At 53.7% G+C, this 23,632-nt stretch carries 18 protein-coding genes; 6 read left to right on the top strand and 12 right to left on the bottom strand.

Annotated features, from left to right (window positions below):
- Nucleotides 1–23: 23 nt before the first annotated feature.
- Both relA and rlmD read right to left on the bottom strand, forming a co-directional pair.
- Nucleotides 24–2,258, bottom strand: coding sequence for a GTP diphosphokinase (relA, locus tag IB214_RS04540; RefSeq protein ID WP_115257597.1), 2,235 nt, complete (start codon nt 2,256–2,258; stop codon nt 24–26).
- Nucleotides 2,259–2,356: 98 nt separating this feature from the next.
- On the bottom strand, nt 2,357–3,655 hold the full coding sequence (gene rlmD / locus IB214_RS04535; protein ID WP_117343140.1) for a 23S rRNA (uracil(1939)-C(5))-methyltransferase RlmD: 1,299 nt from the start codon (nt 3,653–3,655) through the stop codon (nt 2,357–2,359).
- A 57-nt stretch (nt 3,656–3,712) separates the two neighbouring features.
- Between rlmD and barA the strand changes: the two genes are divergently transcribed.
- Entirely contained in the window at nt 3,713–6,469 is a 2,757-nt protein-coding gene (gene barA / locus IB214_RS04530) for a two-component sensor histidine kinase BarA (RefSeq protein ID WP_117343139.1), read from the top strand.
- Nucleotides 6,470–6,511: 42 nt separating this feature from the next.
- On the opposite strand, the gene IB214_RS04525 is transcribed toward barA, so the two are convergent.
- From IB214_RS04525 to syd, 8 genes are all read right to left on the bottom strand, one after another.
- The gene (locus tag IB214_RS04525; protein WP_117343138.1) at nt 6,512–7,654 is read right to left on the bottom strand and encodes a glycerate kinase; all 1,143 of its coding nucleotides are present in this window, start codon (nt 7,652–7,654) and stop codon (nt 6,512–6,514) included.
- Between the two features lie 78 nt (nt 7,655–7,732).
- Nucleotides 7,733–9,073 carry a glucarate dehydratase gene (gudD, locus tag IB214_RS04520; RefSeq protein ID WP_115257594.1) on the bottom strand — a complete coding sequence of 447 codons (1,341 nt, stop codon included), beginning with the start codon at nt 9,071–9,073 and terminating at the stop codon, nt 7,733–7,735.
- A 21-nt stretch (nt 9,074–9,094) separates the two neighbouring features.
- Complete coding sequence (locus IB214_RS04515; RefSeq protein WP_117343137.1) at nt 9,095–10,435, bottom strand: enolase C-terminal domain-like protein; 1,341 nt, start codon at nt 10,433–10,435, stop codon at nt 9,095–9,097.
- 2 nt (nt 10,436–10,437) lie between these two features.
- Entirely contained in the window at nt 10,438–11,790 is a 1,353-nt protein-coding gene (gene gudP, locus IB214_RS04510) for a galactarate/glucarate/glycerate transporter GudP (RefSeq protein ID WP_096755896.1), read from the bottom strand.
- Between the two features lie 482 nt (nt 11,791–12,272).
- Complete coding sequence (locus tag IB214_RS04505; protein ID WP_096755895.1) at nt 12,273–12,722, bottom strand: flavodoxin; 450 nt, start codon at nt 12,720–12,722, stop codon at nt 12,273–12,275.
- Between the two features lie 19 nt (nt 12,723–12,741).
- Nucleotides 12,742–13,524, bottom strand: coding sequence for a tRNA pseudouridine(65) synthase TruC (truC, locus tag IB214_RS04500; RefSeq protein ID WP_117343136.1), 783 nt, complete (start codon nt 13,522–13,524; stop codon nt 12,742–12,744).
- Nucleotides 13,524–13,853, bottom strand: a complete 330-nt coding sequence (locus IB214_RS04495; protein ID WP_117343135.1) for a YqcC family protein — start codon at nt 13,851–13,853, stop codon at nt 13,524–13,526. The genes truC and IB214_RS04495 overlap by 1 nt, the downstream gene beginning before the upstream one ends.
- Nucleotides 13,854–14,485: 632 nt before the next feature.
- Nucleotides 14,486–15,031 (bottom strand): SecY-interacting protein, encoded by a 546-nt coding sequence (gene syd, locus IB214_RS04490; protein WP_117343134.1) that lies wholly within the window; start codon nt 15,029–15,031, stop codon nt 14,486–14,488.
- A 68-nt stretch (nt 15,032–15,099) separates the two neighbouring features.
- On the opposite strand from syd, the gene queF reads away from it, so the two are divergent.
- The 5 genes from queF to xni all read left to right on the top strand — a co-directional run bounded on the left by queF (nt 15,100) and on the right by xni (nt 21,617).
- Nucleotides 15,100–15,948 (top strand): NADPH-dependent 7-cyano-7-deazaguanine reductase QueF, encoded by an 849-nt coding sequence (queF, locus tag IB214_RS04485; RefSeq protein WP_117343133.1) that lies wholly within the window; start codon nt 15,100–15,102, stop codon nt 15,946–15,948.
- A gap of 113 nt (nt 15,949–16,061) precedes the next feature.
- Complete coding sequence (gene ppnN, locus IB214_RS04480) at nt 16,062–17,426, top strand: nucleotide 5'-monophosphate nucleosidase PpnN (RefSeq protein ID WP_096755891.1); 1,365 nt, start codon at nt 16,062–16,064, stop codon at nt 17,424–17,426.
- 561 nt (nt 17,427–17,987) lie between these two features.
- Nucleotides 17,988–19,277: an HAAAP family serine/threonine permease gene (locus IB214_RS04475; protein ID WP_096755890.1), complete on the top strand. Its 1,290-nt coding sequence runs from the start codon at nt 17,988–17,990 to the stop codon at nt 19,275–19,277.
- A 50-nt stretch (nt 19,278–19,327) separates the two neighbouring features.
- Nucleotides 19,328–20,695: an L-serine ammonia-lyase gene (locus tag IB214_RS04470; RefSeq protein WP_117343132.1), complete on the top strand. Its 1,368-nt coding sequence runs from the start codon at nt 19,328–19,330 to the stop codon at nt 20,693–20,695.
- Nucleotides 20,696–20,861: 166 nt separating this feature from the next.
- Nucleotides 20,862–21,617, top strand: coding sequence for a flap endonuclease Xni (gene xni / locus IB214_RS04465; protein WP_188249400.1), 756 nt, complete (start codon nt 20,862–20,864; stop codon nt 21,615–21,617).
- Nucleotides 21,618–21,708: 91 nt separating this feature from the next.
- Here xni and fucO read toward each other — a convergent pair whose 3' ends face one another.
- The gene (gene fucO / locus IB214_RS04460) at nt 21,709–22,857 is read right to left on the bottom strand and encodes a lactaldehyde reductase (protein ID WP_117343130.1); all 1,149 of its coding nucleotides are present in this window, start codon (nt 22,855–22,857) and stop codon (nt 21,709–21,711) included.
- A 27-nt stretch (nt 22,858–22,884) separates the two neighbouring features.
- On the bottom strand, nt 22,885–23,532 hold the full coding sequence (gene fucA, locus IB214_RS04455) for an L-fuculose-phosphate aldolase (protein ID WP_096755886.1): 648 nt from the start codon (nt 23,530–23,532) through the stop codon (nt 22,885–22,887).
- Nucleotides 23,533–23,632: the final 100 nt, after the last annotated feature.

Here is a 23,632-nt window from a genome sequence, read left to right as displayed (position 1 = left end):
CGCCTTATCCGGCCTACAAATGATTAATTACCGTGCAGACGACGCGCGTCGATCACATCCGGCACCTGATTGAGCTTGCCAAGTACGCGCCCGAGCACCTGCAGGTTATAGATTTCGATGGTCATATCGATGGTGGCAAGCTGCTGTTTGGTATCGCTACGACTGGCAACCCCCAGCACGTTCACCTTCTCATTGGCGAGGATGGTGGTGATATCGCGCAATAAACCGCTACGATCGTTCGCCTGGACGCGGACCACCAGCGAATACCCCGCCGAGTAGCTTTCGCCCCAAACCGCATCGACGATACGCTCCGGCGCATGAGAACGCAGTTCTACCAGCTGTTCGCAATCCGCCCGATGCACGGATATACCGCGCCCCTGGGTGATGAACCCCACAATCTCATCGCCAGGAATCGGCTGGCAGCAGCGTGCGATGTGGTGCATCAGGTTACCTACCCCTTCAACCACCACGCGACCATCATCTTTACGGCGGTTTTGTGGCGCATGCGTTTTCTGCTGCAACTGCTTCAGCGCGGCGGCATCCTGCTCGGCGGCGCTCGGCTTGTTAAACTGCGATTGCAGGAAGTTCACCATCTGGTTAAGACGGATATCCCCACCGCCAATCGCCGCCAGCAGCTCTTCCAGCTCGTTAAAGTTGTAGCGCGGCAGCAGATGCTTTTCGGCTTCTTTCAGACTAATGCCTAAGTGCGCCAGTTCATCATCAAGGATTTGTCTGCCCGCGAGGATATTCTTGTCGCGATCCTGCTTGCGGAACCAGGCATGGATCTTGGAGCGCCCACGGCTGGTGGTCACGTACCCGAGGTTAGGGTTCAGCCAATCGCGACTTGGGTTTGGCTGCTTCTGGGTGATGATTTCAATTTGATCGCCCATCTGCAACTGGTAGGTAAACGGCACAATGCGCCCACCAATTTTGGCACCAATACAGCGATGACCGACATCACTATGGATATGGTAAGCAAAATCTAGCGGCGTCGAGCCCGCCGGTAAGTCCACCACATCGCCTTTTGGCGTAAAGACGTAAACTCTGTCATCAAAGACCTGGCTACGCACTTCATCGAGCATCTCACCGGAGTCTGCCATCTCTTCCTGCCAGGCGATCAGCTTACGCAGCCAGGCAATTCGGTCTTCATGACCCGAACGCGCTGCACCTGAAGCGGTACCCTCTTTGTACTTCCAGTGCGCCGCGACACCCAGTTCAGCATCCTCGTGCATCTGTTTAGTGCGGATCTGGATTTCGATGGTTTTACCACCCGGCCCCAACACAACCGTATGGATTGATTGATAACCGTTGGGTTTGGGATTCGCGACGTAATCATCGAACTCGTCCGGCAGATGCCGATAGTGAGTATGTACTATCCCCAGTGCGGCATAGCAATCCTGTAACCGCTCGGCGACGATGCGCACGGCGCGCACATCGAACAGCTCATCAAAAGCCAACTGCTTTTTCTGCATTTTGCGCCAGATGCTGTAGATGTGTTTCGGACGACCATACACCTCGGCCTTCACGCCTTCGATTTTCATCTCTGAACGCAGGTGACCGACGAACTCATCAATGTAGTGTTCTCTGTCGATACGGCGTTCGTGCAACAGCTTGGCGATTCGCTTGTATTCGTCCGGATGCAGGTAGCGGAAGCAGTAATCTTCCAGCTCCCATTTTAACTGCCCGATACCTAATCGATTGGCCAGCGGCGCATAAATATTGGTGCACTCTTTTGCCGCCAGTACACGTTCGTCTTCTGGTGCGTCCTTGACTTCGCGCAGGTGCGCGATACGCTCCGCCAATTTAATGACCACACAGCGGAAGTCGTCGACCATGGCCAGCAGCATGCGACGGACGTTATCAACCTGTTCGGAAGAGACCGAATCGGTATGCGTGGCTTTCAGCTGACGTATCGCCGCCATATCACGCACGCCATGGATAAGATTGACGATTGACTTCCCCGCGTTCTCGCTCAGGATGTCTTCGCTGACCACGTTAGCATCCGCCAGAGGGAAAAGCATAGCGGCCCGCAGCGTGTCCATATCCATACTCAGCATAGAGAGAATTTCTACCATCTCCACACCGCGCCACAACAGCAACTCCGCATCCGGATGCCCCTGTGTCTGCTGCAGGCAATACGCCCAGGTTTCGGCTAAGCGTTCACACGACTGCTGGCTGGTGATCCCCAGACTGGCGATCCATTTTTTGGGATCAAACTCACCAGCTTTATTAATATGTGCACTTCTTACCGCAACCATCGTCCTCTCCTTAAGGGGCCTGGCCTGTCGAAGTCGACAAGCCGTACCCATTGGGTTTCAGGCTACTGCGCGCCGAAATCCAGTGGGTATAAGATTCATTACCTATGCTCAAACAGGACCATTGACTCCAGGTGTCCGGTGTGCGGGAACATATCGAGCATCGCCAGTCGCTGAATGGTGTATCCCGCGTTGAGTAACGCTTCGCTGTCACGAGCCAGCGTAGCAGGATTACAGGATACATAAACAACGCGACCCGGTTTTAATTTTATAATATGTTGCATCACGCCTGCAGCACCTGCACGCGCGGGATCGAGTAAAACTTTGTCAAATCCGTTCTTTGCCCACGGCTGCCGGGTGACATCCTCCTCAAGATTCTCATGAAAGAATGTCACATTGTGTAATCCGTTATTCAGGGCGTTCTCGCGGCCTTTATCCACCAGCGCAGGCACGCCTTCAACGCCCACCACGCTTGCCGCACGGGTTGCTAGCGGCAGCGTGAAGTTACCCATGCCGCAAAACAGATCGAGCACCCGATCTTCAGGTTGTACATCCAGCCATTCCAGCGCTCGGGCAACCATCTGTTGATTTACCCCAGCATTCACCTGGATAAAATCACGCGGGCTGAAGGTTAAACGTAGCCCATTTGAGTCATACCAGGGTGATTCTCCTGAAACGCGTTCCAGTATCTCGCTTTGCGGGGCCAGAAACAAAGACAGTCCCTGAGAATGCGAAAAGCATTCCAGTTTTTCTTTATCAGCAGTATTTAGCGGCGACGTATGGCGCAAAATCATCACCGTGCCGTTGCCAGCCTGCACTAATTCAACATGGCCAAGATGGCGTAACCCTTGCAGACTTTCCAGGCATGCCCTGATATCGGGCAGCAGCGCCTCAAGTTGGGGCACCAAAACGGGGCACTGCTTCACGTCGATAATGTCACTGGAGCCAGATTTACGAAACCCCATCTGCAACTGCTTTTCTTTCGCCCGATAGTTCAGGCTTAAACGCGCACGACGGCGATAGCCCCATGGCGTGTCGGCAATAACCTCTGACACTTCACATTTCATTAAGCGTGACAGCGCCGCGCTTTTGCTACGTTGCTGTAAAGAAATGCTGGCATGCTGCTGCTGGCAGCCACCACATACGCCAAAGTGTGGGCAACGTGGCACTTCACGGTCTGGGCTGTCGTTTAAACGACGTTTGACTTGCGCGCGGGCGAACTGTTTTTTATCTTCGGTGATTGCCACCTCAGCGCTTTCCTGGGGCAGTAATTCCGGTATAAACAGGGTCTTCCCGTTATGGCGAGCGACGCCCTGACCAAAAGGATCGAGGTCATTGACGGTAACGGTTATGATCTGACGCGTCGTCACGCGTCGTTTTGCAGAGTAGAATTGCGCCATCGACGAGAGTTTTCTCTATTTAACAGTGTGACCCTAATTGTCCCATAACGGAACTCCATGACCAACTACAGCCTGCGCGCTCGCATGATGATTCTGATCCTGGCACCGACCGTCCTGATAGGTTTGCTGCTCAGTATCTTTTTTGTTGTGCATCGCTATAACGACTTGCAGCGTCAACTGGAAGATGCTGGTGCCAGCATCATTGAGCCACTCGCAGTCTCCAGCGAATATGGCATGAACCTACAAAATCGGGAGTCTATCGGCCAGCTTATTAGCGTGCTGCACCGTCGCCATTCCGAAATTGTGCGGGCGATTTCGGTCTATGATGAAAATAATCGGCTGTTCGTCACGTCAAATTTCCATCTCGATCCATCAGAAATGCAGCTGCCTGCCGGTGCGCCGTTTCCCCGAAAACTGAGCGTCATCCGACAGGGGGATATCATGATCCTGCGCACCCCAATTATATCGGAAAGTTATTCTCCGGATGAGTCTGCGGTCAGCGACGCGAAAAACACAAAAAATATGCTGGGGTACGTGGCGCTTGAATTAGATCTTAAATCGGTGCGGCTACAGCAGTACAAAGAAATCTTTATTTCAACCGTGATGATGCTGTTTTGCATCGGTATTGCGTTAATTTTTGGCTGGCGTCTGATGCGCGACGTGACCGGCCCTATCTGCAACATGGTGAATACCGTTGACCGGATACGACGAGGGCAGCTCGACAGTCGAGTAGAAGGCTTCATGCTGGGCGAGCTGGATATGCTGAAAAACGGTATCAACTCGATGGCGATGTCGCTGGCGGCCTACCATGAAGAGATGCAGCACAATATCGATCAGGCCACGTCTGACCTACGCGAAACGCTGGAGCAGATGGAGATCCAGAACGTTGAGCTGGATCTGGCGAAGAAACGCGCCCAGGAAGCGGCGCGTATCAAATCCGAGTTTCTGGCAAACATGTCGCATGAGCTGCGTACGCCGCTCAATGGCGTGATTGGCTTTACCCGCCTGACGCTAAAAACCGAGTTGAACACCACCCAACGCGATCACCTGAATACCATTGAACGCTCCGCCAACAATTTGCTGGCCATCATCAACGACGTGCTCGACTTCTCCAAACTGGAAGCAGGCAAGTTGATTCTGGAAAGTATCCCGTTCCCGCTACGCAGCACGCTGGACGATGTGGTGACGCTGTTGGCGCACTCCTCCCATGATAAAGGGCTGGAGCTAACGCTCAATATTAAGAACGACGTGCCAGACAATGTGATTGGCGATCCACTGCGTTTGCAGCAGGTCATCACCAATCTGGTCGGCAATGCCATCAAATTTACCGAGAGCGGCAATATCGATATTCTGGTGGAGAAACGCGCCCTCAGTAACACCAAAGTGCAGATTGAAGTGCAAATCCGCGATACCGGTATCGGCATTCCGGAACGCGATCAGTCGCGCCTGTTCCAGGCCTTCCGCCAGGCGGATGCCAGTATTTCGCGACGCCACGGCGGCACCGGGCTGGGCCTGGTGATTACGCAAAAACTGGTCAACGAAATGGGCGGGGATATCTCCTTCCACAGTCAGCCCAATCGTGGATCAACCTTCTGGTTCCACATCAGCCTTGACCTCAATCCTAACGTACTCAGTGAACGCTCACCTACCCGCTGTCTGGCCGGGAAACGACTGGCCTACGTAGAACCCAACGCCAATGCGGCACAATGTACGCTGGATATCCTGAGCGAAACGCCGCTGGAGGTGATTTATAGCCCGTCATTCTCCGCGTTGCCGGCAGAACACTACGATATTCTGCTGCTTGGCGTACCGGTGACGCTGCGAGAACCGCTCACAATGCAACATGAACGGCTGGCAAGCGCCCGGGCAATGACCGACTTCTTGTTACTGGCGCTGCCTTGCCATGCGCAGATTAACGCTGAGAAATTAAAACAAGGTGGCGCTGCGGCGTGTCTGTTAAAACCGCTCACGTCAACCCGCCTGCTGCCTGCCCTGACGGAGTATTGTCATCGGAACCAAAGCAACGAGCCGTTGCTGGTCGACGAGAGCAAAATTGCGATGACCGTCATGGCGGTAGATGACAACCCGGCGAATCTCAAACTGATCGGCGCATTACTGGAGGATAAGGTACGCCACGTCGAACTTTGCGACAGCGGGCATCAGGCGGTGGATCGCGCCAAACAGATGCAGTTTGATCTGATTTTGATGGATATTCAGATGCCGGATATGGACGGTATTCGCGCCTGTGAACTAATCCATCAACTCCCTCATCAACAGCAGACGCCGGTGATTGCGGTTACCGCGCACGCCATGGCCGGGCAAAAAGAGAAACTCCTCAGCGCCGGGATGACTGACTATCTGGCAAAACCGATTGAAGAAGAGAAGCTGCACAATCTGCTGCTGCGCTACAAACCTGGTACTGGTACAGCCATCCGGGCTATTGCCACAGAGCCTCTTGAGCCGGTGGTCAACCCGAACACGACGCTCGACTGGCAGCTGGCGTTGCGGCAAGCCGCCGGAAAAAATAATCTGGCGCGCGATATGCTGCAAATGCTGATCGATTTTCTGCCGGAGGTGCGTAATAAAATCGAGGAACAGCTGGTCGGTGAAAACCCGGAAGGGCTGGTCGATTTGATCCACAAACTGCACGGTAGTTGCGGCTACAGCGGCGTTCCACGCATGAAGAACCTGTGCCAGCTCATCGAACAACAACTGCGCAGTGGAACCCAGGAAGAAGATCTAGAGCCTGAGTTTTTAGAGCTGCTTGATGAGATGGACAACGTGGCACGCGAAGCGAAACGGATATTGGGGTGATGTTCGCCGGATGCGGCGTAAACGCCGCATCCGGCCTACAACTCAGCGTAACTGCAGCCCTGCATTGAGGGTTGCAGCCACGTTGCGTGCCGTCATGCGGACATTTTCTTTCGCATTCTTCAGCGCATCTTCCAGCGTACAGATGGTATAAATCACGCTAAAAACAGCATCAATACCATGGTCATGCACAATGCCCACATCCGGGGTCAGGCTGCCGGCAATACCGATAACCGGTTTGTTATAACGCTTCGCAACGTTCGCTACACCAACGGGGACTTTGCCATGTATGGTCTGGCTGTCGATACGCCCTTCACCGGTCACCACTAAATCGGCATCTGCGACCCAGGCATCAAGATGTAACGCATCGGTCACGATCTCAATACCGCTACGCAACTGCGCGCCGCAAAATGCATACAGTGCCGCGCCCATGCCCCCGGCGGCACCGCCGCCAGCCAGTTCCAGAACGTTAACGTCCAGATCGCGGGAGATCAGCTGAGCATAATGGGTTAACGCTCGATCCAAACGGGCAACCACTTCTGGCGTGGCCCCTTTTTGCGGGCCGAATACCGCCGACGCGCCCTCTTTACCGGTAAGCCGGTTCGTCACGTCGCAGGCTACTTCGATTTGACACGCGGCAAGGCGCGCATCTAACTGCGAGATATCAATCCTGGCAAGCGCTTCCAGCCCCGCACCACCATGGGCAATATCGTTATTCTGCGCATCCAGTAATCTTGCACCCAGTGCCTGCACCATCCCCGCGCCGCCATCGTTGGTTGCGCTACCGCCAATGCCAATGACGATATGCTCTACGCCCGCGTCCAGCGCGTGACGTATCAGCTCTCCGGTTCCCCTAGAGGTGGTTTTTAGCGGGTCACGTGAATCCACGGGTACCAGCGCCAGCCCGCTGGCTGCAGCCATCTCAATAAATGCCGAGCGCGCATCTCCCGATAAACCATAAAATGCCTGAACACTGCTCCCCAGAGGGCCTGTAACATCAACATGAACAAGGCGTCCTGCGGTTGCGGCAACCATCGCTTCAACCGTTCCCTCGCCGCCATCGGCAACCGGGATCTTGACGTAATCCGCATCAGGCCAGATCTCACGAAAACCCTGCTCAATCGCAGTTGCTACCTCAAGCGCACTCAGACTCTCTTTGTAAGAGTCCGGAGCAATGACTATTTTCATAAGCCGTCCTTATGCATGTTGATTCTGTTAATCATACACCTGAAGAAGTGCCGGTTCCTGTCAGAACCGGCATAACGCTTAGCGAACCATGCACGGGCGCTTGTTATCAAACGTCCAGTTCGGGATCAGGTATTGCATTCCCATGGCATCATCACGCGCACCCAAGCCGTGTTGCTGATACAGTTCGTGGGCTTTCATTACCTGATCCATATCGATCTCTACACCCAGACCCGGTTTTGCCGGAACCTGTACCATGCCGCCTTTGATTTCAAACGGCTCCTTGGTCAGGCGCTGATTGCCTTCCTGCCAGATCCAGTGGGTATCGATGGCGGTGACCTTGCCCGGTGCCGCTGCCGCCACATGAGTGAACATCGCCAGCGAGATATCAAAGTGGTTGTTGGAGTGTGAGCCCCAGGTCAGACCGAACTCATGGCACATCTGCGCCACACGCACCGAACCCTGCATGGTCCAGAAATGCGGGTCCGCCAGCGGGATATCAACGGATTGCAGCGACAGCGTATGTCCCATCTGACGCCAGTCAGTAGCAATCATGTTGGTGGCCGTCGGCAGCCCGGTCGCGCGACGGAATTCCGCCATCACTTCACGCCCGGAGAAGCCCTGTTCGGCACCGCACGGATCTTCTGCATAGGCCAGAGAGCCTTTCAGATATTTACCGATGCTAATGGCTTCATTGAGCGACCACGCACCGTTAGGATCCAGCGTCACTCGTGCCTGTGGGAAGCGTTTCGCCAGCGCCACAATCGACTCCGCCTCTTCTTCCCCTGCCAGCACACCGCCTTTCAGTTTAAAGTCGTTGAAACCATATTTCTCATACGCTGCCTCCGCAAGACGCACCACCGCATCCGGGGTCATTGCTTCTTCATGACGCAGGCGATACCAGTCACATTTTTCATCTGGCTGGCTCTGATACGGCAGCGGCGTCGCTTTACGGTTGCCGACGAAGAACAAATAGCCGAGCATTTCGACTTCGCTACGTTGCTGTCCATCACCCAGCAGAGACGCGACGTTGACGCCCAGATGCTGGCCCAGCAAATCAAGCATTGCCGCTTCAATACCGGTAACCACATGAATAGTGGTACGCAGATCGAAGGTCTGCAAACCGCGCCCGCCGGCATCGCGATCGGCAAACTGGTTACGTACCGCGTTCAGCACGTTTTTATATTCGCCGAGCGTTTTACCCACTACCAGCGGAATCGCATCTTCCAGGGTCTGGCGGATTTTCTCGCCACCAGGGATTTCGCCGACACCAGTATGACCAGAGTTATCCTTGATAATCACAATATTACGTGTGAAGAACGGGGCATGTGCGCCGCTCAGGTTCATCAGCATACTGTCGTGGCCCGCAACCGGGACCACCTGCATGGCGGTAACAACGGGGGTCGTAAATTGTGTGCTCATAATAAAGTCCTTATTCAAAATCTAGTGGCGGCCGAAAACGGGGCGTTTACGGTCGAAGGTCCATCCAGGGATCAGGTACTGCATCGGACCCGCATCATTACGCGCGCCGCCGGGCAGTCTCTTGTAGGCTTCATGGGCCTTGTTAACCTGTTCCCAGTCCAGCTCCACGCCCAGCCCTGGGGCGTCCGGAACCGCAATTTTTCCGTGCTTAATCTCCAGCGGATTTTTGGTCAGGCGGCAATCGCCCTCCTGCCAGATCCAGTGGGTATCAATCGCCGTCGGCTTGCCGGGCGCAGCAGCGCCCACATGGGTAAACATCGCCAGCGAAATATCGAAGTGGTTGTTCGAGTGACAGCCCCAGGTCAGCCCCCAGTCGTCGCACAACTGTGCCACGCGCACCGCACCAGAAAGCGTCCAGAAGTGCGGATCGGCCAACGGAATATCGACGGAGTTCAGCATCACCGCGTGGCCCATTTCGCGCCAGTTAGTGGCGATCATGTTGGTCGCCACAGGTAGACCAGTCGCGCGGCGGAATTCTGCCATCACTTCGCGACCCGAGAACCCTTGTTCGGCACCGCACGGATCTTCAGCGTAGGTCAGCACATCGTTCAGCCCTTTGCACAATGAGATAGCTTCATCCAGCAGCCAGGCGCCGTTAGGGTCGACCGTAATACGTGCATCCGGGAAACGTTTTTTCAGCGCACGGGCGGTCTCAATTTCCTGCTCACCGGGTAGCACGCCGCCCTTGAGTTTGAAATCTTTAAAACCGTATAGGTCCTGCGAGGCCTCCGCCAGGCGCACGACCGCCTCGCTGTTCATCGCTTGCTGATGACGCAGGTGATACCAGTCATGGTTGCCCGGCGTCGTCTCCAGATACGGCAAATCGGTCTTAGTGCGATCGCCTACGTAGAACAGATAGCCCAGCACAGTTACCGCATCGCGCTGCTTGCCCGGCCCTAACAGTTCACAGACCGGCACGTTGAGCGCTTTGCCCAGCAGGTCGAGCAGCGCTGCTTCCAGCGCAGCTACCGCATTAACCCGCAGCTCAAAGGTCCAGGCGCCTTTACCGAAGGTGTCAAAGTCAGCGGCCTGGTTGCCTTTATGCACCTGCTGCACCACTTTGTTCAGACGGGCGACTTCCTGGCCTAATACCATCGGGATGGCATCAAGGAGCGTCTGATAAATCACTTCACCGCCCGGCGCTTCACCGACGCCGGTATTCCCGGCGTTGTCGGTCAGTACCACGATATTGCGGGTAAAATACGCGTTATGCGCACCGCCGATGTTGAGCAGCATGCTGTCATGACCGGCTACCGGAATAACCTTCATGTCGGTGATAACGGGACTCGATTGTGTTGTCATCGTCATTGCCCTGCCACAGGTTTCAGTTCGATACGCTTAATATCGCCCACCAGCACCAGATAGCTCAGCACCGCAATCAGCGCATGCACCCCAACGTAAATCAACGCACCGTTGAACGAACCGGTGGTGCCCACGATGTAGCCAATCGCAATCGGCGTCACGATACCGGAAATATTGCCGAACATGTTGAACAGACCGCCGCTCAGGCCGCTGATCTCTTTCGGCGCAGTATCTGCCATCACTGCCCAGCCGAGCGCACCAATGCCTTTCCCGAAGAAGGCCAGCGCCATAAAGCCAATAATCATCCATTCAACGTCGACGTAGTTACAGAACACCATCACCATCGACAACAGCATACCCATCACGATCGGCGTTTTACGCGCAATATTCAGAGATCCGGTACGACGCATCAGCCAGTCGGAAATAATCCCGCCGAGCACGCCGCCCACAAAGCCGCAGATAGCCGGAACCGACGCCACAAAACCGGCCTTCAGAATCGACATGCCGCGCGCCTGCACCAGGTAAACTGGAAACCAGGTGATAAAGAAGTAGGTCAGCGCGTTAATGCAATACTGGCCGATGTAGATCCCCACCATCATGCGAGAACCAATCAACTGCTTAATTTGTCCCCACTTCACACTGAACGGGACTTTCGTTTTCGCTGCCGCCTGATCCATGTTGATCAGCGCGCCACCAGCGGCGATGTAATCCAGCTCTTTTTGGTTCACTCCCGGGTGCTGGTTAGGTTCGTGAATTACTTTCAGCCAGACGAAGCTGATAACGATCCCGAGGCCGCCCATAAAGAAGAACACGTGCGACCAGCCCACTTCGTGAGTCAGCCAACCCATGATCGGCGCGAAGATAACGGTGGCAAAGTACTGTGCGGAGTTAAAAATCGACACCGCCGTGCCCCTCTCCTGCGCCGGGAACCACGCCGCCACAATGCGACTATTGCCGGGGAAGGAAGGCGCTTCGGCTAAACCGACAAGGAATCGCAACGTAAACAGCGCGATGATAATGCCAAAGCCGCTGAAGATATCGACGAAGCCTTGCAGCAGGGTAAACAGGGACCAAATAAAGATGGACCAGAAGTAGACACGTTTAGAACCAAAGCGGTCGAGCAACCAGCCGCCGGGGATCTGGCCGATAACATAGGCCCATGAGAATGCAGAGAAAACGTAACCCATACCGACAGCATCGAGGCCAATATCTTTGGCCATCTCCGAACCGGCAATGGATAAGGTGGCGCGGTCGCCATAGTTGAAGGATGTGACGATAAACAGCATCACCACTATCCAGTAGCGAGCATTAGTGCGCTTTTCCGCGCCGCTCGCCGCCTGACTTAATGAACTCATTGTTGCACTCCTGAATTTTCGCGTTTTTATTCGCTCACTCTGAATTGCAAAACCGGTAGGGGTCAGAGGTAACGTTTGGTGTATAGGCAGCTTTTTTGGAGGTTGTTCGCCTTGCATGCTGCATTTTCTTATAACTGGCATGAGGAGTATAAAAAGCAGGCAGGAAACACTCACCGTGCAACAACACAGTATTTCGTCCACACACCAAGCCTGTTTGTGGCAAAAGCCCTGGTGACTGGAAGCGACTTCACGGAAATGAAAACCAGAGGGTTGAATAAGGAAATATCAGGACGGAAAAGAAAGGAGTGTGAAACGGGTCGCTTGCTCCTATGAAAACGCCTGTAAAACCACTTTCAAATGAAGGTTTTTACAGGCATTTGCCCGAAGCTAACACGATTCAGTTTTATTAGGATATGGCCAGGTCGTTCTTTTTGCTTGCTGGCACAAGCAGGACACCCTCCCGGTAGGGGGGAGGGGAAGCCTCAAGACAGGAGAGTTCCCCAATGTTCTACCCAGGGATTGGATTCACTTTCCGGCTCAGGGTGCTCGCTGGCATCAATCAACAACATCTCACCCACGCGCTGCGCGCTTTGTTCCTGCAACAACGCGTCGAACTGTTTTCCGCCGTTGCAGAAGTTAACGTAGCTGCTGTCGCCGAGTGCGATCACGCCATAATGCAGATTTGGCTGAAAACCAAGATTATCTTTGATCCCCTGAAACAGTGGCACAATGCTGTCCGGAAGATCGCCCTGCCCGGTCGTTGAGGTCACCACCAGGACGTATTTGTCTTGATACGCCTGCCAGTCAGCCAGCTCTGGATCTTCAAACACCGTAGCCTTATGGCCCTGTCCGGTAAGGATAGCTTCAGCCTCTTCGGCTACCAACAGCGAGTTTCCGTACATCGTGCCGACAAAAATACCAATTTCCGCCATAACCTTTTTCTCCAGGGACTTAAGAATCTATTTGCTCATCCTGACCTGACCGCTCGCTGAACTCAACCCTTTCATTCTCAGGGAGAAGTCCACGCCAGCCAAACTGCGATAGCGCCTGCATCCAGACGTCATCCAGACCCGCGCGAATCCCCAATGGCTCGCCAGTGAACGGATGGGTAAGCGTAAGCTGGCTGGCATGCAACATTAAGCGCTGGCAACCGAAATGCTCCGCCGCACTGCGGTTTTGCCGCAAATCACCGTGCTTACTGTCGCCAATAATAGGATGGCGTAAATGGGACAGATGCCGCCGGAGCTGGTGTTTACGACCGGTTTTAGGCTCAAGCTCTACCAGTCCGTAGCGAGTCGTTGGATAACGCCCGGTGGCCACCGGCATTTCTACCGTTGCCAGTCCGCGATAGTGGGTGACCGCCGGTTGCGGATCTTTATCTTCACGGGAAAATTTGTCGGCAATTTTATCCAACTCTTCCACCAGCGGGTAATCCAGCACCGCGTCATCCATTAACCAGCCACGCACAATCGCATGATAACGCTTTTGAATTTGATGCTGTTCAAACTGCTGCGACAGCAAACGCCCGGCTTCGCTGGACAATCCCATCAGCAGCACGCCGGATGTCGGTCGGTCGAGGCGATGCACGGTAAAAACATGCTGACCAATCTGGTCACGCACCGTTTGCATCACGACCACTTTCTCATCGCGGTCGAGCCAGCTGCGGTGAACCAGCCAGCCAGAAGGTTTGTTTACAGCAACCAGCCATTCGTCCTGATAGAGGATCTCAAGCATCAGGATTTATCGCTGGTAAACAGTGCATCCAGCTCCTGTAATGCAACGAGAAGCACTTCACGCTGTGGATGGTCGGCGGTCAGCGCCATTTCGTAATACGGAGCGATGGCAAACGCCTCTGGAAGCGGCTGCGCGTTATCAAGCAGAGCATGCATGCGGGGAATCAATACCCATTGCAGCCATTCAACCGGCTCCATGGTATCCATACAAAAAGGCTGCGTGCTGGTAAATAAATGCGCCTCAGGCTCATCCATTCGCCAGTGATTATGCTTACGCAACAGCGCTTCAAGCGCGTGGAGTTGCTGGCGCACACGGTCATGAGTCGTCATGAAATTAACCTCATTGATGAAAAATCTGGCGCGAAGAATAGCATTTGTGGGCAGGAAATAAAAAAAGGGAGCACTGTAAAAACAGTGCTCCCGGTTCGTTTCGCAGCATTCCAGCTACTTTTAGTGCTCCCTGCTCATCCATGACAACTTTTCCTGTGGTCTTGCGACCTGTTCATCCTGAACGTTTGCATCCTGCTCACATCACCCCGATGTGAAAACTTCATCCTGAAGTGTCCATGGCCATCCTGACCCGCCGACCATCCTGCCCGGCTCTCATTCTCCTTCCTGGAGGTGTCCCTTAACGCATCCGGCGTTTTCCTCTTTGCTTCGTCCTGAAGCCTATCCTTGTAACACCATCCTGGTGTGTCCTGCAGAAGTGTCATCATCCTGATGTTCACTTCTTTGTGCGACTCCTTGTCGACGGAGATAGAATCGCCTGTTTCGCTTTGTCTTACAAGATACTTACAGACATTCCTTTAAGGTTTTTTTCATATGAAAGCAGAGAATAAAACATCAACTAACTGAATTACATACATTTACTATGAAGGCCCTGCATTAAGCTTTCACTTATTACCTGGCGATCTCCTACAGGGTTTGTAAGAGATCTCTCACACGCATGCGGGCAAAATGGATTACAGAACTGGCTTAAGTTGAGTCAGGAAATCCGCAAGAGAGGGCGCCAGCACCGTTCGTTTACGAGTCCCCAGCGTTTCTTTGCACACTTCCCCGGACAGGTTACACACCGAAATGACATCCAGTTCATTTTCCTGTGTCGCAATAAACAGCGTCGGCGAGAGCTTGAGCCGCTTTTGCGTGACCAAATGGCCAATCAGGTTTTCCTGAACGCGCCTGAAGTCATCTTCGCTCCAGGTTTGCAGCAGCGTGAGCTTTTCATCGGCAAACTGCGCGTGCATGTCCCCGGCAAATTGGGTGGTATAAAAAGCGTGAACGGCGGGTTGTACCACAATATCAAAGGCGCGTTCAACCGCGTTTACGTTCGTTTCGCCCACAAACGGCTGAGGCTGCCAGTACACGGCATCGCTGGTCGTGGAAATAATGCATGGGGAAGGTACGCCATATAATTCTTCGCTGAGAGGCCAGCTGTTATTTTTCTCATGCCATGCATCGCAATAGCGTGTCGTAAAGGCCGTTAACGCCTGCGCAGTCAATTCGTCCACTGATTTCTCTCTTCACAAAAGCCAGGATACACTTGACGCATAGTGTATCTGGTTTATGACGGTGAAACATGTCTTCTTATGAAAACCATCAGGCGCTTGACGGCCTGACCCTCGGTAAATCAACAGATTACCGGGACAATTACGATGCCAGTTTGTTGCAGGGCGTTCCGCGTAGCCTGAACCGCGACCCGCTGGATTTAAAGGCTGATAATCTTCCTTTTCATGGCGCCGATATCTGGACGCTGTATGAACTGTCATGGCTAAATGCTAATGGCTTACCGCAGGTTGCCGTCGGACATGTCGAATTAGACTACACCAGCGTGAATCTGATTGAATCAAAAAGCTTTAAGCTGTATCTGAACAGTTTTAACCAGACCCGCTTTGATTCATGGGATGCCGTTCGCCAAACGCTGGAACACGATTTGCGCGCCTGCGCCGAAGGCGATGTTCACGTGGCGCTGTACCGTATCGACGAGCTGGAAGGGCAGCCGATTGCTCATTTCAATGGTACCTGCATCGATGACCAGGATATTGTCATCGATAACTACCAGTTCACCACTGATTATCTGGAGAACGCCACAAGCGGCGAGAAAGCAGTGGAAGAAACGCTAGTCAGCCATCTGCTGAAATCTAACTGTTTGATCACCCACCAGCCCGACTGGGGTTCAATACAAATTCAGTATCGTGGACGAAAAATCGACAGGGAGCAGCTGCTGCGTTATCTGGTGTCCTTCCGCCATCATAATGAATTCCATGAACAGTGCGTGGAGCGCATTTTCAATGACATTCTGCGCTTCTGCCAGCCGGAAAAGCTGAGCGTCTACGCCCGCTACACGCGACGCGGCGGTCTGGACATTAATCCATGGCGAACCAACACCGATTTTGTCCCTGCCATCGGCAGACTGGTGCGTCAGTAACTTTATTTCTCAATTTTGCGTGCCGGATTCCGCGCGCAAGGTTGTGAAAGGTCATAAGCCAGAGCTATTGTAATCAACAGGGAATGACGTGTTGCGTCCCATAAGGAGTTTACTTGATTACACATATTAGCCCGCTTGGCTCAATGGACATGTTGTCGCAGCTGGAAGTCGATATGCTTAAACGCACGGCCAGCAGCGACCTGTATCAACTGTTTCGTAACTGTTCGCTTGCCGTCCTGAACTCCGGCAGTTTGACCGACAACAGCAAAGAGCTGCTGTCTCGTTTTGAAAGTTTCGACATTAACGTGCTGCGCCGTGAACGTGGCGTTAAGCTGGAACTGATTAACCCGCCTGAAGACGCGTTTGTTGATGGACGCATTATTCGTGCGCTGCAGGCCAACCTGTTTGCCGTCCTGCGCGACATTCTTTTCGTTAACGGCCAGATCCATAACGCTGGTCGTTTTCAACGTCTGGATCTCGAAAGCTCGGTTCACATTACCAACCTCGTCTTCTCCATCTTGCGTAACGCCCGGGCACTGCACGTCGATGAAGCACCGAACATGGTTGTCTGCTGGGGCGGTCACTCCATCAACGAAAATGAGTACCTGTATGCTCGTCGCGTCGGTACCCAGTTGGGCCTGCGTGAGCTGAACATCTGTACCGGCTGCGGTCCTGGTGCGATGGAAGCCCCCATGAAAGGCGCGGCGGTGGGCCACGCCCAGCAGCGTTACAAAGACAGCCGTTTTATCGGCATGACTGAACCGTCAATCATTGCCGCCGAACCGCCTAACCCGCTGGTCAACGAACTGATCATCATGCCGGACATTGAAAAACGTCTGGAAGCATTTGTCCGTATTGCCCACGGCATTATCATTTTCCCTGGCGGCGTAGGCACGGCGGAAGAGCTGCTGTACCTGTTAGGTATATTGATGAACCCGGCGAACAAAGATCAGGTTCTGCCACTGATCTTGACGGGGCCAAAAGAGAGTGCGGACTACTTCCGCGTGCTGGATGAATTTATCGTACACACGCTGGGTGAAGACGCACGTCGCCACTACCGCATTATCATTGACGATGCTTCAGAAGTCGCTCGCCTGATGAAAAAAGCGATGCCGCTGGTGAAAGAGAATCGCCGCGACACCGGTGATGCCTACAGCTTTAACTGGTCGATTCGCATTTCACCTGATTTGCAGATGCCGTTTGAACCGTCTCATGAAAACATGGCGAACCTGAAGCTGTACCCCGATCAACCGGTTGAAGTACTGGCTGCAGACCTGCGTCGCGCGTTCTCCGGCATCGTCGCAGGTAACGTCAAGGAAGTCGGTATTCACGCTATTGAAGAGTTTGGACCGTACAAGATCCACGGTGACCGAGAGATGATGCGCCGTATGGATGACCTGCTGCAGGGCTTTGTCGCACAGCACCGCATGAAGTTGCCGGGTTCGGCCTACATTCCTTGCTACGAAATCTGCGCCTGATGTTTAACGCCCGGTAGCTGCGGCTACCACGATGACAGATTTGTCCATATCCAAGCCGGTTTTGGCCTCGCAGCCAGCCGGCTTTTTTAGTGATACCAGTCACATAGCTCAACTCCTAACATAAACATCAATAATGTTTCGTCAGAAAACCCTCAATACGCAAACGTTTACCTTTCAAATTCGACCGTGACTTATCGTCATAAATTATCATTAGTTGCAAGAATCCACTGAAAATGACAGTTTTTACAGCGCAACACTCGTATCTTCTCGCGTTCTCTTTCACGTCATATGTCGTTAATGCTAGCCTTCGCGCCCGTAAATCCGCTTTGGTTATTTTTTAATAGATTAATGGTCCAAATTTATCCACATAAAAAGTGGATTATTGCATTTGGGATCCCGATCACTGATACATTCATAACTTAAATGTATCTTTCCGCCCGAAAATTATTACGGCGAAAAATTATATAAAAAATCGCTAATCGGAATTCGTTTTACAGTCGGGTCTTTTTTCAGTGGATTGAACCCAAACCTGACTTTTTAAGCTTCCTCCAGGAGAAATAGATGGAAAACACGCAAACCAGCACTATCGTTACGGGCCAGACCCGCAGCGCATGGCGCAAGACTGACACCATGTGGATGCTGGGCCTTTACGGTACGGCAATTGGCGCGGGTGTCTTGTTCCTGCCAATTAACGCCGGTGTTGGCGGTCTGATCCCGCTGATCATCATGGCTATTCTTGCCTTCCCAATGACCTACTTTGCACACCGTGGTCTGACCCGTTTCGTGTTATCCGGTAAAAATCCGGGTGAAGACATCACCGAAGTGGTAGAAGAACACTTTGGTGTTGGCGCAGGTAAACTGATTACGCTGCTCTATTTCTTCGCTATCTACCCAATTCTGTTGGTTTACAGCGTAGCGATTACCAATACCGTCGAGAGCTTCCTGACCCACCAGCTGGCAATTACGCCTCCGCCGCGTGCCATCCTGTCGCTGATCCTGATTATCGGTATGATGACCATCGTGCGCTTCGGTGAGCAGATGATCGTGAAGGCGATGAGCATCCTGGTATTCCCGTTCGTTGCAGCGCTGATGCTGCTGGCGCTGTACCTGATCCCTCAGTGGAGCGGTGCGGTTCTGGAAACCCTGTCCTTTGACTCTGCAGCAACCACTGGCAATGGCCTGTTGTTGACCCTGTGGCTGGCAATTCCGGTAATGGTATTCTCCTTCAACCACTCACCGATCATCTCCTCCTTCGCCGTTGCGAAGCGTGAAGAGTACGGTGATGAAGCAGAGAAGAAATGCTCCAAGATTCTGGCATTCGCTCACATCATGATGGTGCTGACCGTTATGTTCTTCGTCTTCAGCTGCGTGTTTAGCCTGACCCCGGCGGATCTGGCTGCGGCAAAAGAGCAGAACATCTCCATCCTGTCTTACCTGGCGAACCACTTTAACGCACCGATCATTGCCTGGATGGCACCGATTATCGCGATGATCGCTATCACCAAATCCTTCCTCGGCCACTACCTGGGCGCACGTGAAGGCTTCAACGGTATGGTGATTAAGCACCTGCGTGGTAAAGGCAAATCCATCGAAGTCAACAAGCTGAACAAACTCACTGCACTGTTCATGCTGGTTACCACCTGGATCGTGGCAACGCTGAACCCGAGCATCCTCGGTATGATTGAAACCCTGGGTGGCCCAATCATCGCGATGATTCTGTTCCTGATGCCGATGTATGCGATTCAGAAAGTCCCGGCCATGCGTAAGTACAGCGGCCATATCAGCAACGTCTTCGTTGTGATTATGGGTCTGATTGCCATCTCCGCTATTTTCTACTCGCTGTTTAGTTAATCCCCTGCGCCGCCTACGGGCGGCGCATCTCGTTATACAATGGACGCCTCATGATTAGCGTATTCGATATCTTCAAAATCGGCATTGGTCCTTCCAGCTCCCACACTGTGGGTCCAATGAAAGCAGGCAAACAATTCACGGATGACCTGATTGCTCGCGGAATACTCACTGACGTAACCCGCGTCGTGGTTGATGTTTACGGCTCTCTGTCTCTGACGGGGAAAGGCCATCACACTGACATCGCGATTATTATGGGCCTGGCGGGTAATCTGCCTGACACCGTAGACATCGATGCCATCCCGTCCTTTATCCAGGATGTGAATACTCACGGACGTTTGCTGCTGGCAGACGGTCAGCATGAAGTGGAGTTCCCGGTCGATAAGTGCATGAATTTCCATGCGGACAATCTGTCCCTGCACGAAAACGGCATGCGCATTACCGCCCTGGCCGGCGAAAAAGTCCTCTACAGCCAGACTTACTTTTCCATTGGCGGTGGTTTCATCGTTGATGAAGAACATTTCGGCCTGCCGAACAGCTCGCCGGTAAACGTGCCCTATCCGTACAAATCCGCCGCCGATCTGCAACGACATTGCCAGGAAACCGGCCTGTCGCTTTCTGGTCTGATGATGCAAAACGAACTGGCCCTGCACAGCAAAGAAGAGCTGGAACAGCACTTTGCTAACGTCTGGGAAGTGATGCGTAGCGGGATTGAACGCGGTATCACCACCGAAGGCGTCTTGCCGGGTAAACTGCGCGTGCCACGTCGTGCCGCAGCGCTGCGTCGCATGCTGGTCAGCAGTGACAAAACCACCACCGACCCAATGGCGGTCGTGGACTGGATCAACATGTTCGCGCTGGCGGTGAACGAAGAGAATGCGGCCGGTGGGCGTGTGGTTACCGCCCCGACCAACGGTGCGTGTGGGATCGTTCCTGCGGTACTGGCTTACTACGACAAGTTTATCCGCGAAGTGAACGCTAACTCGCTGGCACGCTACATGCTGGTCGCGAGTGCGATTGGTTCCCTGTACAAGATGAACGCCTCTATCTCGGGTGCCGAAGTGGGTTGCCAGGGTGAAGTTGGTGTGGCCTGCTCAATGGCGGCAGCGGGTCTGGCGGAACTGCTGGGCGGTAGCCCTACGCAGGTGTGCATCGCGGCAGAAATCGGTATGGAACACAACCTGGGGCTGACATGCGATCCGGTTGCGGGCCAGGTTCAGGTCCCATGTATCGAGCGTAACGCTATTGCCTCAGTCAAAGCGGTTAACGCCGCACGTATGGCGCTGCGCCGTACCAGCGAGCCGCGCGTGTGCCTCGATAAAGTGATCGAGACCATGTACGAGACCGGTAAAGACATGAATGCCAAGTACCGCGAAACCTCTCGTGGTGGCCTGGCGATGAAAGTTGTCACCTGCGATTAAGTCCCAACCCATTGCCGGATGGCGCAAGCTTATCCGGCCTACAGTGCCGTAGTCATTTGTAGGCCGGATAAGGCGTCAGCCGCCATCCGGCAAAATGTTGTTTCAGATCTTCGCCTCCACTCGCCGTGAATGTTACCCTACAGGCTGATTCGTAAGGGAGAACACCGTGGCCGTCCATCTGCTCATTGTCGATGCACTGAACCTCATCCGCCGTATTCACGCTGTTCAGGGATCGCCCTGCGTGGAGACCTGCCAGCACGCGCTCGATTTATTGCTCGTGCACAGCCAGCCTACGCACGCCGTGGCGGTGTTTGATGACGAAGCGCGTAACAGCGGCTGGCGTCACCAACGGCTGCCCGACTATAAAGCTGGTCGCCCACCGATGCCCGACGAACTCCATCAAGAAATGCCCGCCTTACGCGCGGCCTTTGAACAGCGCGACGTCTGCTGCTGGGTTTCCAGCGGTAATGAGGCCGACGATCTAGCCGCAACGCTGGCGGTGAAAGTCACCCAGGCCGGGCATCAGGCCACCATCGTCTCAACCGATAAAGGTTACTGCCAGTTGCTCTCTCCTGCCCTGCGTATTCGCGACTATTTCCAGAAGCGCTGGCTGGATGCGCCGTTCATCGAAAAAGAGTTTGGCGTACAGCCTCAGCAACTGCCGGATTACTGGGGGCTAGCAGGAATAAGCAGTTCAAAAGTACCTGGTGTCGCCGGTATTGGCCCAAAAAGTGCGACCCAACTGCTCGTGCAGTTTCAGCATCTGGAAGGGATTTACGCCCGGCTTGATGACGTGCCGGAAAAGTGGCGCAAGAAGCTCGAGGCGCACAAAGAAATGGCATTTCTATGCCGCGATATTGCCCGGTTGCAAACGGACTTACATATCGACGGGAACCTACAGCAGTTACGTCTGGCGCGGTAGTTTTGTTGCCGGATGGCGCTGCGCTTATCCGGCCTACATTTCGTGCAATCCTGTAGGCCAGATAAGGCGTTCACACCGTCATCCAGCACAATTACCAGGCGGTGTGGTACAGCTCAACGATATCGCCGAGGCTCGCTTCACGCGGATTACCACCGGTGCATACGTCATCGAATGCTGCCTGCGCCAGCGCCGGGATATCCTCTTTACGCACGCCAACATCACGTAAGTGCAGCGGAATGCCCACATCACAGTTAAGCGCAAACACCGCATCCACGGCGGCTTTACGCGCCTCGTCCAACGTCAATGCTTCCACCTTCACGCCCATTGCCCGGGCGATATCGCGGAATTTGTCCCCGCTATAGTCGGCGTTGTACTGCATCACATGCGGGAGCAGAATGGCGTTGGCGACGCCGTGCGGCGTGTTATAAAACGCCCCCAGCGGGTGTGCCATACCATGAACCAGCCCCAGGCCAACGTTGGAAAAGCCCATTCCAGCAACATACTGGCCCAGCGCCATGGCTTCACCGGCCTTGCTGTCACCGGCAACGGATCCACGCAGCGCCCCGGCAATGATCTCAATGGCTTTGATGTGCAGCGCATCCGTCAACGCCCAGGCCGCACGGGTGATGTAACCTTCAATGGCATGGGTCAGCGCATCAACGCCGGTAGCCGCCTTTAACGCCGCGGGCATACCGTCCATCATATCGGCATCGATAAATGCCACCTGCGGAATATCATGCGGATCGACGCAGACAAACTTGCGCCGGTTTTCCTCATCGGTGATCACGTAGTTAATGGTCACTTCTGCCGCCGTCCCTGCCGTCGTCGGGATAGCCATCACCGGTACGCTTGGCTTACGCGTGGGCGATAAGCCTTCAAGGCTGCGCACATCGGCAAACTCAGGGTTATTGTAGATAATACCAATCGCTTTACAGGTATCCTGCGGGGAGCCACCGCCAATGGCAATCAGATAGTCTGCGCCACTTTGCTCAAAGACACCCAGCCCTTCCTGTACCACTGCAATGGTGGGATTGGGGATAACGCCGGAGTAAATCTCCCACGCCAGCCCCGCCGCATCCATCCGCGATGTCACCTTCTCGACCACACCGCACTGTACCAGGTTGGCATCGGTCACAATCAGCGCCTTACGATAACCCCGACGAATAACTTCATCGGTTAACGCCCCAACAGCTCCCCGGCCAAACCATGCCGTTTCATTCAGAATCATTCTGTTCGCCATCGTATTTCTCCTTTTCGCTTTGCGAAATTACTCTTCAATTCGTAATCCGTAGGATTTGAATTTCTCCAGCACGATGGCAATCTCTTCATCATCCAGCACCGGAACAGGATCGACGATCGCTAATGTGCTCAGATAAAGGCGGGCCAGAACTTCCACTTCATGCGCCAGCCACAGTGCTTTTTCCAGGTTCGCCTCGCAGGCAATCAGCCCATGATGCTGCAACAGCGTTGCTTTGCGGTCTTTCAGCGCCACGATCACGTGCTCTGACAGTTCACGTGTACCAAACGTCGCATACGGAGCGCATGGAATGGAATTTCCACCGGCAGCAGCAATCATGTAATGGATAGCCGGGATAGGACGGTTGAGAATCGATACCGCGGTGCAATGGATCGCATGATTATGGACAACCGCATTAGCCTCTGGCCGCGTCTGATAGGCTGCAAGGTGAAAACGCCATTCGCTGGACGGTAATTGTCCTTTATCATAATTACCGTCGTTGTCTACATACACGATCATATTTTCCGTGAGTCTTTCGTAAGGAATTCCGCTGGGCGTGATCAGCATTCCATTTTCATAACGTGCACTCACATTTCCCGCCGTTCCCTGATTCAGCCCTAGGCTGGTCATTTCAAGGCAGGTTTCGATGATTTCTCGCGACAAACGCATTCTTTCCATCATAATTCTCCGGGTACAGTTTCCCCTCGTCTTGATTGCGAAAAATACAGCCGCAGAGTAAGACGGGTCAGGTTTCAGATATGAGCAGCCACTGAATTTT

The organism is Citrobacter sp. C1, assembly GCF_014596895.2.
Classification (GTDB): domain Bacteria; phylum Pseudomonadota; class Gammaproteobacteria; order Enterobacterales; family Enterobacteriaceae; genus Citrobacter; species Citrobacter gillenii.
Note: the sequence above shows the minus strand (reverse complement) of the source record. Positions and strands in the feature narration are given on the sequence as shown.